Raw genomic sequence first — 16,255 nt, forward strand, 5'->3', positions numbered from 1 at the left:
TGAGCTCGAGATCAGTACTTGCGGATGATCGGGGCTGCGACAGCGGCAACCGGGGTCGGCGAGTACAGCGGAACGATCAGGCGGCCCGAGATCTCGGTGCTGTCGAAGCTGGCGGCGCTCCGGGCAACGGTGCGAGCAACGTAGACCTGCGCGGTGGCGAAGCCGAAGTCGTAGCCGACGAGGCCACCCATCAGGAACCGGCCGCGATCGTTGAGGGCAGCGTTGACGATGCCGGCGGCTTTGGCGCCGGTATCGAAGTTCACGGTGCCGTAGGCGATGGCGCCGATCTCGAACTTACCGAACTTCTTGGTCGCGGTCAGGTCGAGGTTGAGGGAGTCGGAGAGGGAGTAGATCGTGCCGAAGTCGCGACCGCCGCCGAAGGACGAGGGCGAGTCGTAGATGTTGGCAGTGAGGTTGGCGGTGATGTTCCAGCCGTCGCCGGTGTAGCTGCCGGCGACGCCGAAGCGGTAGGTGTTCGACGAGAGCTGAGGCAATACTGTGCCAGTACCGACGAGACCGCCGGCATTCGTGCGCAGGACGCCACGATCACCGTTCAACTCGTTCAGGTAGGCACCGCCGAGCAAGCTGACGCCGAAGTTGTTGCCGAGGTCGAAGGCCCAGATGCCGCCGACGAAGGTGCCGACGTTGATCGAGAGATCACGCAGGCCAGCCGGGCCGCTGCGCTTGCCAAAGGCGAACACGGTCGGGGGAGCCACGAGGAGCTCGATGCGACCGCCGAGCGGAACCAGCGGGGTCGACCAGACCAGCACGGGAATGTTGATGCCGACATCGAGAGGCGACGGGTTGTCACGCGACTGGAACACGAAGGTGTTCAGGGCGTAGATGCCCTCGGGCAGCGGCGCGCCGGTGGCGAGGCCGACCTGCTCGCCGGGGATCGTGGTCGTCTGTGCGTAGGAAGCCGTGGCGGTCATGCCCATGGTCAGCGCCAGTGCGCCGGTGGCCAGCCAGTTCTTCGTCATTGTCTCGTCCTTCCCAAGGATTTCAGGCATTCGCCGCGCAGACCTACGAACCATCGTGCCGAGTGCCGCATTGTTGCGGCTTGCTGACATCCAGTGCGTAGGGCCCCCCTTGCGGCCCGAATTCGTGTCTCAACGCTGAGAACTATTCTACAGGTCGGATCGGATTGACAGTCCAATGCTTCGGATCGAGGCAGTTCCAAACGAACCGTTGCGGAAAAGCCGCAATTTCGACGCGGTGCAGCGCAAGATTTTGTTAACTTTCTCAGCAGAATTCCGCCGGGCATGGCGTCGCATTGAGCAACGCGTCTGCAAAATAACGCTGATCAGTCAAACCGTTGCGACCGATCCATGCGGCAGGACGATTGCGCAATCGACGACGGGAGTTTGCGCATCGCCAGCGGACCACGATCCCCGCATGCCCGGTGCCTGTGCACCGCAGCAGGGCCATCGTTCCCAGGTGCCGTCGAATCGAGCTTGGCCTTGGCCGGGCGGGCTGCTTATTCCGCCGCGTCCCGGCCCTTGGCGGTGACCTCGGCGAGGGGACGGCGGGCCAGCACATCGCGCAGGAACCGGCCGGTATGGCTCGCCTTCGACTTGGCGATCTGCTCCGGCGTCCCCTCGGCCACCACGACGCCGCCGCCATCGCCGCCCTCGGGTCCCATGTCGATGACCCAGTCGGCGGTCTTGATGACCTCGAGGTTGTGCTCGATCACCACGACGGTGTTGCCCTGGTCCACGAGTTCGTGGAGCACCTCCATGAGCTTGGCGACGTCATGGAAGTGAAGGCCGGTGGTCGGCTCGTCGAGGATGTAGAGCGTGCGGCCGGTGGCGCGCTTGGAGAGCTCCTTGGACAGCTTCACCCGCTGCGCCTCGCCGCCCGACAGGGTGGTGGCCTGCTGGCCGACCTTGACGTAGCCGAGGCCGACCCGCGCCAGGGTCTCCATCTTCTCGCGGATCGTCGGCACCGCCTTGAACAGGTCGGCCGCCTCCTCGACGGTCATGTCGAGCACGTCGGCGATGGAATGGTTGCGGTACTTCACCTCCAGGGTCTCGCGGTCGTAGCGGCGGCCCTTGCACACGTCGCAGGTGACGTAGACGTCCGGCAGGAAGTGCATCTCGATCTTGATGACGCCGTCACCCGAGCAGGCCTCGCAGCGCCCGCCCTTCACGTTGAAGGAGAAGCGGCCGGCCTGGTAGCCGCGCGCCTTCGCCTCCGGCAATCCGGCGAACCAGTCGCGGATCGGCGTGAAGGCCCCGGTATAGGTCGCCGGGTTGGAGCGCGGCGTGCGCCCGATGGGCGACTGGTCGATGTCGATGACCTTGTCGAGATTCTCGAGCCCGTCGAGGCGCTCGAACGGGGCCGGGTGCTCCATGGCGCCGTTGAGGGATTTGGCCACCGCCTTGTAGAGCGTGTCGATGATCAGGGTGGACTTGCCGCCGCCCGAGACACCCGAGACGCAGGTGAAGGTTCCGAGAGGGATCTCGACGCTCACGTCCTTCAGGTTGTTGCCCCGCGCGCCGACGAGGGTGAGCTTGCCCTTCTTCGTCTTGCGCCGGGCGGCGGGCACCCGCACGCTCATCTCGCCGGTGAGGTATTTCGCCGTGAGGGAGTCGGGGTTCTTCAGCACCTCCTCCGGCGTGCCCTGGGCGATGATCCGGCCGCCATGGATGCCGGCACCGGGGCCGACATCGACCACGTAATCGGCCTGGAGGATCGCGTCCTCGTCGTGCTCGACCACGATCACCGAATTGCCGAGGTCGCGCAGGCGCTTCAGCGTGCCGAGCAGGCGCTCGTTGTCGCGCTGGTGCAGGCCGATGGAGGGCTCGTCGAGGACGTAGAGCACCCCCGTGAGACCGGAGCCGATCTGCGAGGCGAGGCGGATGCGCTGGCTCTCGCCGCCGGAGAGCGAGCCCGAACCGCGCGCCAGGGTGAGATAATCGAGTCCGACATCGACGAGGAAGGTGAGCCGGTCGCGGATTTCCTTGAGGATGCGGAAGGCGATCTCGTTCTGCTTCGGCGTCAGCTTCTCCGACAGTTCGGAGAACCAGCGATGCGCCTCGCGCACGGAGAGCGCGGTGACGTCGCCGATGTCCTGCATGGCGACCTTCACCGCCAGGGCCTCGATCTTGAGGCGCTTGCCGCCGCAGGAGGCGCAGGGCGTCTCGCTCATGAAACGGGCGATGTCGTCGCGGGACGCATCGCTTTCGGTCTCCTTGTAGCGCCGCTCCAGGTTCGGGATGACGCCCTCGAACGGCTTGTTCACCTCGTAGGCACGCATGCCGTCATTGTAGGCAAAGCGGATCGACTCGCGGCCGGAGCCGTAGAGGATCACCTTGTGTGCGGTGTCGGGAAGGTCCGACCAGGGCACGCTGGTCTTGAAGCCGTAATGTTTGGCCAGGGCGTCGAGGGTCTGGCCGTAATAGGGCGAGGTGGATTTCGCCCATGGGCCGACGGCACCGCGCTTGAGGCTGAGCTTGGCGTCGGAGGTCACCAGTTCGGGGTCGATCCGCATCTCGTGGCCGATGCCGCCGCAGGTCGGGCAGGCGCCGAACGGGTTGTTGAACGAGAACAGCCGCGGCTCGATCTCGGCGATGGTGAAGCCGGAGACCGGGCAGGCGAAGCGCGACGAGAAGGTGATGGTCTCGCCCTCGGCCGGATCGGCGAATTCGATCAGCGCGATGCCGTCGGCCAGTTCCAGGGCGGTCTCGAAGGAATCGGCCAGCCGCGCCGCGATGTCGGCGCGAACCACGAGCCGGTCCACCACCACGTCGATGTCGTGCTTGAGCTTCTTGTCGAGCTTGGGCGCATCGTCGATCGGGTAGTATTCGCCGTCGATGCGAAGACGCTGGAAGCCCTTCTTCTGGAACTCGGCGATCTCCTTGCGGTACTCGCCCTTGCGACCCCGGACGACGGGAGCGAGGAGATAGAGCCGGCTCTTCTCGGGCAGGGCCAGCACACGGTCGACCATCTGGCTCACGGTCTGGCTCTCGATCGGCAGGCCGGTGGCAGGCGAATAGGGGATGCCGACACGCGCCCAGAGGAGGCGCATGTAATCGTAGATCTCGGTCACCGTCCCCACGGTGGAGCGCGGGTTCTTCGACGTCGTCTTCTGCTCGATGGAGATGGCCGGGGAGAGCCCGTCGATCTGATCGACATCGGGTTTCGACATCATCTCGAGGAACTGTCGGGCATAGGCCGAGAGCGATTCGACGTAGCGGCGCTGGCCTTCGGCGTAGATCGTATCGAAGGCGAGCGACGACTTGCCCGAGCCCGACAGGCCGGTGAAGACCACGAGCTTGTCGCGCGGGATCGTGAGATCGATGTTCTTGAGGTTGTGCTCGCGCGCGCCGCGCACGGCGATGACGCGACGGTCGGGGCTTCCCTCGAACAGCTTCTCGATCCGCGCCTCGACGCTCTCTTCCTGCGCCTGCGCGGCTTGGGTCTTCAGGCCCCGTGGTGTCTTGGCGGCGGCTTTTGCTTTGGCCATTGGGTCTCTTCGGCGGCAGGGCTTGAGCGGCAGGACTTGGGCGGTAGGACTTGGGCGGCAGGACCTGGGCGGCAGGGCTTGCAGGAACGGGCAGTCGACAACGACGCTCGGCGGCGATCGTCTCCGGGACGTCATGCGGCGAGGTCGACGACGACGGCCCCGCCACCGGTCGCCATGTCGGGCGCACGGGCCGGGCGGGCAAGACGCACGCCACGCATATCCGTCACCCAGCTAGAACAAAAAGCGTACAGCTACAATATCGGCGTCGGATTTTGCCCCCGGCCGGAACCCGGCGAAGCTTTCACGATTGAAACGGCCACGCGAGCGGGACGCTTTCCGCCGCTAGAAATTTCCCTGGAACCCCGACAGAGGCGCCATGACCCGGCACACCAGGCCGTCCGGTTCGTAGGCGAGGGAGACCTCGCCGCCCACCGCGCCGGCGAGGCCGCGCTCGATGAGGCGCGAGCCGAAGCCCTTCCGGGTGGGGGGCTGCACGGGCGGGCCGCCGCGCTCGGACCAGGTGAGGTGGATCGTGTCGTCCTCGTCCGCCGCGACCACGCTCCACGCCACGGTGACGCGGCCGTCAGGCCGGGAGAGGGCGCCGTACTTGGCGGCATTGGTGGCGAGTTCGTGCATCATCAGGGCGAGGGACAACGCCGCCTTCGAGCCGATGACGATGTCGGGACCCGACAGGTGGAACCGGCCGGGCTGCTGGTCGTCGTGCAGCGACAGGGCGCTCGTCAGCACCGCCGCCATCTCCGCGCTCTCCCGCTGTCCGGTCAGCAGGATGTCGTGGGCCTTGCCCAGGGCGATCAGGCGCGCGGCGAGCGCATGCTTGGCAGCCTCGATGTCGGTGACGTTGCGCAGGCTCTGCGAGGCGATCGCCTGAACCATCGCCAGGGTGTTCTTCATGCGATGGCTGAGTTCGCGGTTGAGGATGCGCTGCTGCTCGTCCGCCTCGATCCGGGTCAGCCCGCTCCAGGCCCGCTCCGCCACGTCACGGACGAAATCGATCTCGTTCTGGGTCCAGGCGCGCGGCGACGCCTCCGTCGCGTAGAGCACGCCGACGAGGCGGCCGCGCCGGAGCAGGGGGACGGAGATCACCGCCCGGACGCCCTGGGCGATGTAGAGGGCCGCATCCGTGTCGAGTTCGGGCGCGGAGGCGAGGTCGGGCACCGCGAGCACCTCTCCGCGCCGCAGGCTGGCGATGCTGGCGGGATACTCGTCCAGCGGCAGGGTCTGGCTCGGAAAGACCTGTCCGTCGGACGACCACGAATGCGCCACCGTCACCAGTCCGGCCGGCAGGTCGACCATGCCGTAGCCGGCCCGCGTCGTGGCCAGGGTCCGGCCCAGGATCTCCGCCGTCATCGCCACGACTTCGGCGTTCGAGCGCAGCTCGCGCAGGCGGTCGCCGAGGCTCAAGAGCGCGTCACGGCGTGCATCCGCGCGCTTTTCCTCGGTGATGTCCTCGATCATCGCCATGGCGTGGACTTCGTCGCCGAGAGTCTGCGAGACCAGGTTGACCCGCGCCCAGATGAGCCGCCCGTCCCGCCGGCGATAGCGCTTCTCGAAACGGTCCTGCAGGGTCTCGCCGGTGGCCAGGCGCCGGTGAAGGGCCTCGCGCTCGCCCGCATCCTCGGCGGGCGTCCATTGGGCGAGGGAGCACCCGACGATCTCGGATTCCGGCGCGCCCCAGATCTCGCAGAGCTTGGCGTTGACCCGGAGCGCCAGAACGCTGCGGGGATCGAACTGGACGATCCCGATATTCGCGCCCTCGAACACCGCGCGGAACTGTGCCTCCAACTGGGTTCGCACGGTGATGTCGAGCATCGCACCGACCATCCGCAGCGGGATGCCCGAAGCGTCACGCACGAGATACGCGCGATCCAGCACGTCCGCGTAGCCACCGCCGCCCTTCAGGAAGCGGTATTGATGGCTCCACAGGTCCGAGCGCCCTTCGAAGACGGCGTTCAGGCCGGCGGAGACCGCGCCCCTGTCGTCGGGATGGATGTTGCCGAGCCACCAGGCGGAGCCCGGGCCGACATGGCCGGGCGGCCAGCCATAGGACGTCTCGAGCGCCTCGTTCCACACGATGGCGTCGTGCTCCAGATCCCAGTCCCAGACGACGTCGTTGGTCGCCTTGGCCACCAGCCGGTAGCGCTCGTCGATGGAGTTCCGCTCACGGCACGGCTTGTCGCCGTCGGCATTCGCACCGACACCGTCCCGCCTGTCGCCGACGGCCATGGCCGGCACCGGCGATGAAGGATCGCGACGGCTCCCCCGGCGGGGTGACGGGACTTTCGCAATGGTCATCGTATTCGGGTCAGACACGGGCGGTCGCCGTTCCATCAGATGCGGTCAGATCTTGCGGCGAACAAGTCTCGCCGTCAGATTTCGCAAGTTGCCCCCACGCTTTCCGTCACGGATATGAGATCGGAGACTGAGCCCGGCAAGTCTCCACCGGAGCGGCACGCCTCGTCCACTCCCGCGGCGCTCCACCATCCCGGAATCAGACGGATTCCGCCGCACGGACGGAATCGTCCTGGCCCGGCTGCGTCGGAGGATCGACGGAGAGCATCCGCCCCTCGGCATCGTAGACGGCCCCCAGCACTGTCTCGAAATGGCTCACCACGGCGCCGTGGCACTCGCAGGCCGCCTCCTGGATCCTGGCGCGGTCGAGGATGGTGATGCGGCCGCGCCCGACCTCGATCAGCCCCTGGATCTGCAGGGTCCGCAGGATCCGGGTGAGATAGGTCCGCTGGACGCCCAGCATGTTGGCCAGGAGTTCGTGGGTGACGGGCAGCGTTTCCGTGCCGATCCTGTCCTGCAGCGTCAGCAGCCAGCGCAGGCAGCGCTCCTCGATCGGGTGGAGGGCGTTGCAGGCCACGGATTGCAGCACCTGTCCCAGAAGGCAGTCCGCGTAGCGGGTGAAGAGGTTGCGCAGGGTGGTCGAGCGGAGCTTGGCGTCCTGCAGCTTGGCGGCATCGAGCCTCAGGACCGGCCCGCCGATCTGCACCAGGGCCGTACTGAAGGCCGGGAGGCTGCCGTGGCTGACGACGCCGCCCACGGCGCCCTCCCGCCCGATCGTGGCGGTTTCCGCGCTCCGCCCGTCGCGCATCGAGACGATGAGGTTGATGACCGTCTGCTCGCAGGGAAATGAGATGAACGAGACCTTGGCTCCGACGGTGAACAGGGTCTCGCCACGCCGAACATCGGCACGCTCGAAATGAGGCGCGAGCAGTCCCCGATCCTCCGGGGACAGAGCCTTCAGCAGGAGATTGCCTTCAAAGAAGGACTCAGTCGTCGAGAGCATGGGACACGCGGTGTTCACCTTCTGTCTCGCGCCATAGCGTATCATCAATGGAGCGTCTGTCCACAAGTGGACGAAGGCGAAGAGAAATATACCGTCCCGGCGGAATTCGGCGCGCGCTACGGCATTCCTACATCTGCATTTGCAGGCAGAGCGCGTCCCTCTCCCCCTTGTGGGGAGAGGTCAGGAGTGGGGGTGGCTCCGCTTGCCTCCGCACCCGAGGGTCACCCAACCACCCCCACCTCCAACTCCTCCCCGAAAGCTCGACGGATCTTGGGCAAGCCCGAGATCCGCTGGGGAGGAGGGCAGGGAGGCGCATCCCGCGAACGATGTGAATGCCGTAGCCCCGCCCGTCAGGTCGAGGAGGCACCCGAGCGCGTCACGCTCCGAAGCGGTTTCGGCTCAGCCCTGGCCGGCCTCGTCGCCTTCGCCGATGCAGTCGAGCGCACGCTCCACGGCGCTGACGGCCTCGCGCAGGTTGCGGACGGTGAGTTCCATCTCCCTGCGGGGACGGCCCATGGCTGCGGCACGATGGGTGACGCCCTGAAGCAGCTCCAGGGCGGCGAACAGATCGTCTGCGACTGCAACCACGTCGCTGATCTGTGGCGCCGGAACGGCGCGGGGGCGGGAGAAGGGGACTACGTTGCTCATGTCGGACAATGTGTCGCCCAAGGTGGGCCGGAGCACCAGATCCAGGGGCGGCGATTCCGCAGGATTGCGCCTCCGATGCCCGAATGTCGTCAAGCGTAGTGAGCGTTTTCGTGGCGCGGGAACATCACTCTGCCGGTAAGCCGTGACGTTTCGTTATCCTTGTGCTTGACGCGGCGACCTCCCCGGCACCACGACAGGGGCGATCGGTCCAGCAGGATCAGTACCCCAGGAACCTCCGATGCGTCCCACCGCCTTCCTCGTCGCCGCCGGCCTGTTCTGTGCCCTCGGGGCCTGCAACAGCGCCGACCGCAGCGGCTTCTCGGACAGCTTCAGCACCGAGAATTACCGCCGCTCCAACGACACCAACGGCACCCAGACCCGCCGCGACGTGAACCGGGCCTACACCGCCCCGTCGATGCCCTCCATCGTCAGCCGCGGCAACTGAGGCTCCTGCTTCAGTTCTTCGCCAGGGCGTCCGCGAAGGCGATCATGCGGTTGCGGGCGTAGGTGGGCAGGCCGGCACTGATCGACGTGCCGGTGTTGAAGGACGAATTGCCCATGAGCACCTGCGCCGGAAGCAGGTTCTTCAGCACCGGCACGCGGGCGTATTCCTGCTTGCGGTCGAGGACATCGGCCTTGATTGCCAGCGCCATGTAGGTCGTCACCACCGTCTTGCCGGGATCGTTCGGCATCGGCTGGAACACGGCGAGGAACTTGCCGAAGCGCAAGATCTGGTTGACCCAGAAGATCGTCTGTTCGAGGCCGCCGGCCACCGGCGTGTCGACCCGCGTGAGCGCCGCGAGCGAGGCCGCCTCGGCCGCCGGCAGGGTCCGCAACTCGCTCTGGAACGAGACGAACTCGGCTACCTTCTTCGAGGCGCCGTCCTCCAGCTTGTTGGCGAGCTTCACGCCCAGCGGCAGCTTGCCCTCGAGGTCGTAGCGGGATTCGATGCAGGCGGCGGCACCCTCGCACCAGGCCCGGTCCGGGCGCCGGGCGAAGGCGGCGGCCGGATCCTTGGTGGGCGTCACCTCGGCGGGGCTCAGGGTCTTGTGCTTGATGACGGGGTCCATCTTGGACACGAAGCCGAGATTGGCGAAGGCCGACAGATCGATGGACTCCGCGAGCTTTCCCACCACGAACCGCCCCTGCGCCACATAGACCTTCAGGGTCTCGTGCCGCTGCTTCGAGACGCCGTTGAGCGTCACGGTATAGTCGGGCTCGGCATAGGCGGGGTAGGGCGCCAGGGCCGCCTGCTCGGCCGGGCGCAGCTTTCGCCATTCGAGATAGGGCGTCAGGCCGCTCTCGGGGTTGGCCGGATTGTCCCGGTGGTCGGTGAACAGGATCGTGCCGGGCTTGAGGGCGGAAAGGCCCGACGGCTCGATGGCGGGAACCTCCTTGATCCGGTCGGCGGGAACCTGAACCTTCATTCCCTCCTGCGCGGAGGCGGGGACGCCAAGCGCCAGCACGGGCAGGAGAGCGATGATCTGGGCAAGCACACGTGTCGCCGGAAGTTGCGTCTTCACGTCGGGGCCTCGGTTTGCTGATGAGGGGAGGGGATCCGCGCCTCAGTAGCGCGGGTCGTCGCCGAACAGGTAGTCGGGATCGCGGCGCCGGGCGCGGGGCGGCTCGTCCTCGCCGAAGGGCGAGCGCTGGGTGCCCGGCCATGACGGGCTCCGCGACCCTTCGTAGCCCTCCCCCTGAGCACGGCGGCCGCGCGGCTGGGCCGGCCGCTCGCCGAAGGGGTCGAAGAGATCCGGCTCGGGCTCGCGCCGCGTGGTGAGGTTGCCGTACAGGTCGCCCACCACGTCGGCGCCGTCGTCGAGGCCGCTGGTGTCGCCGTCCTCGGAATCCGGCCGCATGGCGGTCTGCACCTCGCGCGGCAGCAACTGGTACTGCGTATCGGCCACGCGGCCGTCGCTCAGCCGGAAATGCTCGATGAAGCCACCGCCGGAGACGCGCGCGCCGCTGCGAGGGTCGATGGGCAGGTCGGCGAGCAGGCGTTTCGCCTCCGGGGAGGGCGGGGCGAGGGGGGTGCGCGCCACGCCGTTGGCCCAGGCGGCCTGGAGGATCGTGCCAGCGATCGGCACCGCGAGATGCCCGCCGGTCTGGCCGCGTCCCAGGGTCCGGCGGGTGCCGTCGGCATTGTCGTAGCCGACCCAGACCACGATGGTGATCTCGTTGGTGAAACCGGCGAACCAGGCGTCGTTCTCGTTTTCGGACGTGCCGGTCTTGCCGGCGATGGAGCTGGAGAAGCGGGCGAGGGCCGCCGCCGTGCCGTGGTTGGTGACGCCCTGCAGCATGGTCTTCAGCTGATAGAAGGCCACCCTGTCGGCCGAGCCGATCCGCACCGGCTCCTTCGGCTCGCGTTTGTAGAGAACCTTGCCGTCGCGCTCCACCGCCTCCAGCGCGTAGGGCGCCGGCCGCGCGCCCTCGTTGGCCACGGCGGCATAGAAGGCGGCGAGATCGACCATGCGGACCGGCTGCGAGCCGAGGACGAAGGGATAGTAGCGCTCGCATTCGGCGTAGAGCTGCGCTTCGAGCGCGAGGTCGCAGATGCGGGTGAGGCTCGCCGGTGCGGTGTCGGCGATGCCGCCCTGGAGCAGGCGCGCGGTGACGAGGTTCTTCGAGAATTCGAGGCCGCGCCGAAGGGTCGTCGCGCCCGACCCGCCGCCATCGTAGTTCTTCGGGCTCCAGGACTGGCCGACGCCGCCGATGGGCGGCAGGGTGACGCCGGCATCCATCACCAGGGTATTGGGCTGGAGGCCGGCATTCAGGGCGGCGAGATAGGTCAGCGGCTTCAGGGTCGAACCGGGCTGGCGCACGGTTTGCGTCACACGGTTGAGCTGGCTGAGCGGGTAGGAGAAGCCCCCGTCCATGGCGAGGATGCGCCCGGTGCGGTTCTCCAGCACCAGGGCCGCGCCCTGGACCGAGGGACGCACGCGCAGATCCGCGCGGAGAGCCTTGGCCTTCGGGTCGCGCAGCTTCACCCGCACCACGTCGTAGGTCTGGAGCCGGCCCTTGGCGATGCCGGGATCGAGGCTGACGATGCGCCCGTCGGCGAGCCCCGCCTTCACCGGTCCGCGCCCGGATTCGAGCACCACGGCCAGCGGCCAATGCACGTCGTAGAGCACCGGCCGCGCGCTCTCCAGGGCGCGCTGCCAGACGGGTTTCTGCGCCACCGGCTTCGGGCCGGTAGCGGCCGCCGGCGTGGGCTTGACGGGCGCGGACTTCGGTCTCGCCTCGCCGCCGACGACGAGCGGCACCGACTGGACCGATCCCTCCACGGAGGGCGTCGCCCCGCCGAGCTTGGCGATGCTGTCGGCGAGGTTGAATTCCGGCCCCTCGTAGCGCTGGCGACCGGTGGCGCGCTCGTAATTGGCGAGCCCGTCCTGCAGGGCGGATTCCACGGCGGTCTGAAGGCCGGCATTGATGGTGGAGCGGACCACGTGGGAGGCGGAGGTGAGCGAGTCGATGCCCGCGAAGGTGCGCGCCTCGCGGGTGAGGTGATCGACGAAGTAGAACCCCGAATCCCGCCGCGTGGTCTCGATCGGCTTCAACCCGAGGGGCGCGTTGGCCGCCTCGGTCAGCTGCGCCTCGGTGATGACGCCCTCGTCCTTCATCCGCGCCAGGACATAGGCGCGGCGCTCCTTGGCGCGGTCGGGATACTTGTCCGGATTGTAGAAGTTCGGCCCCTTGGGCATGCCGCCCAGCAGCGCCGCCTCGGGCACGGTGAGCTGGCCCACCGATTTGCCGAAATAGCTGCGCGCGGCCATCTCGATCCCGTAGGAGCCGCGGCCGAGATAGATGCCGTTGAGGTAGAGTTCGAGGATCTGCGGTTTGCCGAGGATCCGCTCCAGGCGCGAGGCCACGATCATCTCGCGGATCTTGCGCTCGTAGGTGACGTCGTCGCCCACCGACAGGTTCTTGACCACCTGCTGGGTGATGGTGGAGCCGCCGGCCGGCCGGCCCGGCGAGGCGAGGTTGCCGATGAAGGCCCGGATGACGCCGCGCTCATCGATGCCCTTGTGGGTCTCGAAGCGCTTGTCCTCGGCGGCCACGAACGCCTTTTGCACCATCACCGGCACGTCGGAGATCGGCACGCTGAGGCGGCGCCCGGTGGCCTCGAACGCCTCGGCGTAGCGCTTGCCCGCCCCGTCGAGGATCAGGCTGGCGCCGGGCAGCTTGCGGTCCTTGAGGTCCTGGGCCGAGGGCAGATCGGACACGGCCTTGTTGTAGAAGGCGATGACCTCGGCCGCGTCGAAGGGCGAGTTCGCCGGGTTCTCGCCCTTGCAGAACTGGCGGTAGCTCGTGTTGAGCTCGCCGATATCGAGCCCGTGCAGGAGCTTCGGCGCGGAGGCACCGGCGATGGCCGAGGGGTCCTCCATGGCGGTGGAGATCAGCTCGTCGAGGTTGATGTCCTCGATGTCGAAGGCTTTCCGCATATGGGCGCAACCGTCGCGCAGGATCTGCACCACCTGGGCCTTGTCGGCCACCGGATCGAACTGCGTCTTCACGGCATCCGGCCGCGTCGTCACCTGACTGAGCGTCAGCGCCGTCGCGAACAGCTTGATCAGGATGATGTTCATCGAGGAGCGGGCACCGGAGTTTCAATCAAGCAGGGTCGGTCGAGGCACTCTCCTCCCCCTTGTGGGGAGGAGTTGGAGGTGGGGGTGGTGCCGAATATGGTGAGACCTGTCCGGAGCCAACCCCACCCTCGATCCCTCCCCACAAGGGGGAGGGAAGCGCGTCATCCTGCAGCCGAGATGGGCCATACAACGCGGCTGATTTAAGGAGATGCTTGACGTCCCGTGCCTTTGGAACCCCACCGGGAAGGTCCGTGTTCCGGGGTGAAATCCGTCGAGCCTAAGGCGCCGCCCCTCCGTGCAAAGGCAAAATCGTAGGAGATCGGATTTGTCTCGCATTCGCACACATCCGGGTGAAGTCCTGGCCGAAGACTACCTCGGCCCACTCGGGCTTTCCGCCCGGCAGGTCGCGGCCGAGATCGGTGTTCCCCCCAACCGCCTGTCCGAGATCATCCGCGAGCGGCGTGGCGTGAGTGCCGACACGGCGATCCGGCTCGGTGTCCGCTTCGGCACATCGCCCCGGTTCTGGCTCAACCTCCAGAACGCGCACGATCTATCCAAGGCACGCGCGACGATGGACTACTCCGCCATCCTCTCCTGCGGACCCCAGACCGCTCCGGCGCCGTAGAGCGGAGCCGAAGCTCCGCCTACTTGTTCCGCCCCAGCAGCACGAGCCAGCCGATTCCGATCACGCAGACCATCGCGCCCACCGTCACGAAGGCCGGGGTGCCGAGGTCCATGAAGCGGGGGGCGAGCTGGGTCGCGAAGGCGGCGACGATGAGCGCCACGGCGATGCGGGCGGCGGCGCGCTCGATGCCGCGGGTGAGCTTCTCGATGCCCTTCAGCTCGATCTCGACGGTGACGCGGCCCTGCTTCAGGCGCACCAGCATCAGATGGATCAGGGTCGGCAGTTCGGAGGCCGCGCCGAACAACCCGGCGCCCACCGCCTCGACCTTGCGGGTGATGCCCTTGATCGAGAATTGCGAGGCGAGCTTGCTCTTCACCGTGGGGCCGGCGGCGGTGAAGAGGTCGAATTTCGGATCGAGATGGCGCATCACCCCATCCGCCGTCACCAGGCCCTTGAACAGGATGGCGAGGTCGGTGGGCATGGCGAGGTCGTTCTCGCGGGCCATGGTCATGAAGTCGGTGAGCAGGTCGCCGAAATTCAGCACCGAGCCGGCATGGCGGTTGATGAAGGCCTGCGACGAGGATTCGAGCTTGGTGAGATCGGGGTTGCTCGATCCGGTCCAGTCCAGAAGCACGGCCATCAGCCCGTCGGAATCCTCCTTCAGCATCGCGCCGATGAGCATCAGGAGCTGCGTACGGCGGCGCTCGGAGAGGCGGCCGATGATGCCGAAATCGATGAAGCCGATGCGGTCGCCGGGCATCACCAGCATGTTGCCGGGATGCGGGTCGGCGTGGAACACGCCCTCGATCAGCGCCATGTTGAGGAAGGCGTCGGTGCCCTTCTGGGCGACCTTGACCTTGTCGACCCCGGCCGCGTCCAGGCGGGCATGGTCGTTGGGCGGGATGCCGTGGATGAATTCCTGGACGAGGACGCGCTCGGAGGTGAACTCCCAGTGGATCTTGGGGATGACGATGTCGTCCCGGTCGGCGAAGATCGCCGCGATGGTCTCGCAGTTGCGCGCCTCGTTGATGAGGTCGAGCTCGCCGTAGAGGCCGCTGGCGAGATGGCGCATCTGCTCGTGGGGCTGGTAACGTCCGAATTCCGGCCATTCCTGAACCACGATCCGGGTCGCATGCGCCAGGAGGCGCAGATCCGCCTCGATGATCTTGCGCAGGCCCGGACGCAGGACCTTCACCACCACCTCCTCGCCGGACATCAGCCGCGCCCGGTAGACCTGGGCGATGGAGGCCGCGGCCAGGGGAACGGTGTCGAACTCGGCGAAGATCTCGGAGGGCGGCGCGCCGAGATCGGCCTCCAGCTGCGGCCGGATCTTGTCCCAGGCGATGGGCCGGACCTGGCTGTGGAGCTTCTCCAGTTCCTCGGTCCATTCCGGCGTCAGCAGGTCCGGCCGGCTCGCCAGGATCTGGCCGAGCTTGATGAAGGTCGGCCCCAAAGCCTCGATCGCCCGGCGCACGCGCTGCGGCTGGGACAGGCGCGCCACGTCCACCTGGGGCCGGCGGCGCTTGGCGAACCGCGCCAGATGGCCGAGGCCGAGGCGCTCCACCACCTTGGTGACGCCGTAGCCGATCAGGACGGCGGCGATCTCGCTCAGGCGCTGCCTGTCGCGAGCGGCGACGAAGGCGGTTTTCAGCATGTGCTCAAGGGACTGCCCCGGCTGGCGTGAGGATGGCCGTGTCGTCGTCTCAGGCCGGCGGGCCTGTCCTGGACGGTGCCGGTGTCCAGATAGGCCACGTCTAGGAAGCCGGCGAGGCCGAATTTTGGCGGCGCAGCGGCAATCGTCGGCACGCGGCACCGCGGACGGCTCGACGAGCCGGAACCCGCGACGCGTCAGAAGCCCGAAGGAGCGGAAGCGTTGGCTTGGCAACGCGAACCCGCTTAGACAGGCGGCTCCCGCGCGATCCTCGCGCCCAATCGACGGAGAGACGGTCCCGATGGCAGGTACGCCCCGCGCCGGCATCATCCCGGTGACGCCCTTCCAGCAGAACTGCACCCTGATCTGGTCCGACGAGACCAAGATCGGCGCCGTCGTCGATCCCGGCGGCGACCTCGACCGGATCGAGGCCGCGATCCGCGACCAGGGCATCACCATAGAGAAGATCCTGCTCACCCATGGCCACATCGACCATGCCGGCGGCGCGGACGAACTGCGCGAGCGGCTCGGCGTCCCCATCGAGGGCCCGCACGAGGCCGACCGCTACCTCCTCGACAGCCTTCCCGAGACGGGGGCGAATTACGGCATCGACGGGGCTCGCGCGGTGACGCCCGACCGCTGGCTCGCCGAGGGCGACGCGGTGAGCGTGGGCGATCTCGCCTTCGACATCCTGCACGCGCCCGGCCACTCGCCCGGCAGCGTCGTCTTCGTCAGCCGCGACGCGCGCTTCGCCCTGGTGGGCGACGTGGTGTTCAAGGGCTCGGTGGGCCGGACCGACCTGCCGGGAGGCAACCACGACCAGCTCATCCGCGCCATCAAGGAGAAGGTCCTGCCTCTGGGCGACGACATCGCCTTCATCCCAGGCCACGGCCCGACGAGCACGCTGGGCGAGGAGCGGATGACCAATCCGTTCCTGCAGGAGTGAGACCGAAGACCGGTCGGT

General features: G+C 67.6%; 11 protein-coding genes. 3 read left to right on the top strand and 8 right to left on the bottom strand.

The features are described from left to right. Positions 1-11: 11 nt before the first annotated feature. The 5 genes from ASF08_RS03865 to ASF08_RS03885 all read right to left on the bottom strand — a co-directional run bounded on the left by ASF08_RS03865 (position 12) and on the right by ASF08_RS03885 (position 8,429). Positions 12-980: a transporter gene (locus ASF08_RS03865; RefSeq protein WP_056141572.1), complete on the bottom strand. Its 969-nt coding sequence runs from the start codon at positions 978-980 to the stop codon at positions 12-14. A 497-nt stretch (positions 981-1,477) separates the two neighbouring features. Further along, entirely contained in the window at positions 1,478-4,468 is a 2,991-nt protein-coding gene (uvrA, locus tag ASF08_RS03870; protein ID WP_056141574.1) for an excinuclease ABC subunit UvrA, read from the bottom strand. Positions 4,469-4,810: 342 nt separating this feature from the next. Continuing rightward, the gene (locus tag ASF08_RS03875) at positions 4,811-6,712 is read right to left on the bottom strand and encodes a PAS domain-containing sensor histidine kinase (RefSeq protein WP_056141577.1); all 1,902 of its coding nucleotides are present in this window, start codon (positions 6,710-6,712) and stop codon (positions 4,811-4,813) included. Positions 6,713-6,977: 265 nt separating this feature from the next. After that, positions 6,978-7,781, bottom strand: coding sequence for a Crp/Fnr family transcriptional regulator (locus tag ASF08_RS03880; protein WP_056141581.1), 804 nt, complete (start codon positions 7,779-7,781; stop codon positions 6,978-6,980). Between the two features lie 399 nt (positions 7,782-8,180). Continuing rightward, positions 8,181-8,429 carry a hypothetical protein gene (locus ASF08_RS03885; RefSeq protein WP_026175816.1) on the bottom strand — a complete coding sequence of 83 codons (249 nt, stop codon included), beginning with the start codon at positions 8,427-8,429 and terminating at the stop codon, positions 8,181-8,183. 238 nt (positions 8,430-8,667) lie between these two features. On the opposite strand from ASF08_RS03885, the gene ASF08_RS03890 reads away from it, so the two are divergent. Then, positions 8,668-8,874, top strand: coding sequence for a hypothetical protein (locus tag ASF08_RS03890; RefSeq protein WP_018043129.1), 207 nt, complete (start codon positions 8,668-8,670; stop codon positions 8,872-8,874). 10 nt (positions 8,875-8,884) lie between these two features. Here the strand turns inward: ASF08_RS03890 and ASF08_RS03895 are convergent, their stop codons facing one another. Together ASF08_RS03895 and ASF08_RS03900 are read right to left on the bottom strand one after the other, a co-directional pair. Further along, positions 8,885-9,952 (bottom strand): hypothetical protein, encoded by a 1,068-nt coding sequence (locus tag ASF08_RS03895; protein ID WP_056141585.1) that lies wholly within the window; start codon positions 9,950-9,952, stop codon positions 8,885-8,887. Positions 9,953-9,994: 42 nt separating this feature from the next. Then, a complete protein-coding gene (locus ASF08_RS03900) occupies positions 9,995-13,015 on the bottom strand; it encodes a penicillin-binding protein 1A (protein ID WP_056141588.1) in 3,021 nt (1,006 codons plus the stop codon). A 325-nt stretch (positions 13,016-13,340) separates the two neighbouring features. Between ASF08_RS03900 and ASF08_RS03905 the strand changes: the two genes are divergently transcribed. Continuing rightward, positions 13,341-13,640: a HigA family addiction module antitoxin gene (locus ASF08_RS03905; RefSeq protein WP_056141591.1), complete on the top strand. Its 300-nt coding sequence runs from the start codon at positions 13,341-13,343 to the stop codon at positions 13,638-13,640. Between the two features lie 19 nt (positions 13,641-13,659). Here the strand turns inward: ASF08_RS03905 and ASF08_RS03910 are convergent, their stop codons facing one another. Continuing rightward, on the bottom strand, positions 13,660-15,294 hold the full coding sequence (locus tag ASF08_RS03910; RefSeq protein ID WP_018043134.1) for an ABC1 kinase family protein: 1,635 nt from the start codon (positions 15,292-15,294) through the stop codon (positions 13,660-13,662). 298 nt (positions 15,295-15,592) lie between these two features. Here ASF08_RS03910 and ASF08_RS03915 point away from each other — a divergent pair, with 298 nt between their 5' ends. After that, entirely contained in the window at positions 15,593-16,237 is a 645-nt protein-coding gene (locus ASF08_RS03915; RefSeq protein ID WP_018043135.1) for an MBL fold metallo-hydrolase, read from the top strand. Positions 16,238-16,255: the final 18 nt, after the last annotated feature.

Source organism: Methylobacterium sp. Leaf85, assembly GCF_001422125.1.
GTDB classification, from domain to species: Bacteria; Pseudomonadota; Alphaproteobacteria; order Rhizobiales; family Beijerinckiaceae; genus Methylobacterium; species Methylobacterium bullatum.

Bases quoted from the DNA above. Each gene is read 5' to 3' on its own strand.
- ASF08_RS03865 (WP_056141572.1), bottom strand. From the start codon at position 980: ATGACGAAGAACTGGCTGGCCACCGGCGCACTGGCGCTGACCATGGGC.
- uvrA (WP_056141574.1), bottom strand. From the start codon at position 4,468: ATGGCCAAAGCAAAAGCCGCCGCCAAGACACCACGGGGCCTGAAGACC.
- ASF08_RS03875 (WP_056141577.1), bottom strand. From the start codon at position 6,712: ATGGCCGTCGGCGACAGGCGGGACGGTGTCGGTGCGAATGCCGACGGC.
- ASF08_RS03880 (WP_056141581.1), bottom strand. From the start codon at position 7,781: ATGCTCTCGACGACTGAGTCCTTCTTTGAAGGCAATCTCCTGCTGAAG.
- ASF08_RS03885 (WP_026175816.1), bottom strand. From the start codon at position 8,429: ATGAGCAACGTAGTCCCCTTCTCCCGCCCCCGCGCCGTTCCGGCGCCA.
- ASF08_RS03890 (WP_018043129.1), top strand. From the start codon at position 8,668: ATGCGTCCCACCGCCTTCCTCGTCGCCGCCGGCCTGTTCTGTGCCCTC.
- ASF08_RS03900 (WP_056141588.1), bottom strand. From the start codon at position 13,015: ATGAACATCATCCTGATCAAGCTGTTCGCGACGGCGCTGACGCTCAGT.
- ASF08_RS03910 (WP_018043134.1), bottom strand. From the start codon at position 15,294: ATGCTGAAAACCGCCTTCGTCGCCGCTCGCGACAGGCAGCGCCTGAGC.
- ASF08_RS03915 (WP_018043135.1), top strand. From the start codon at position 15,593: ATGGCAGGTACGCCCCGCGCCGGCATCATCCCGGTGACGCCCTTCCAG.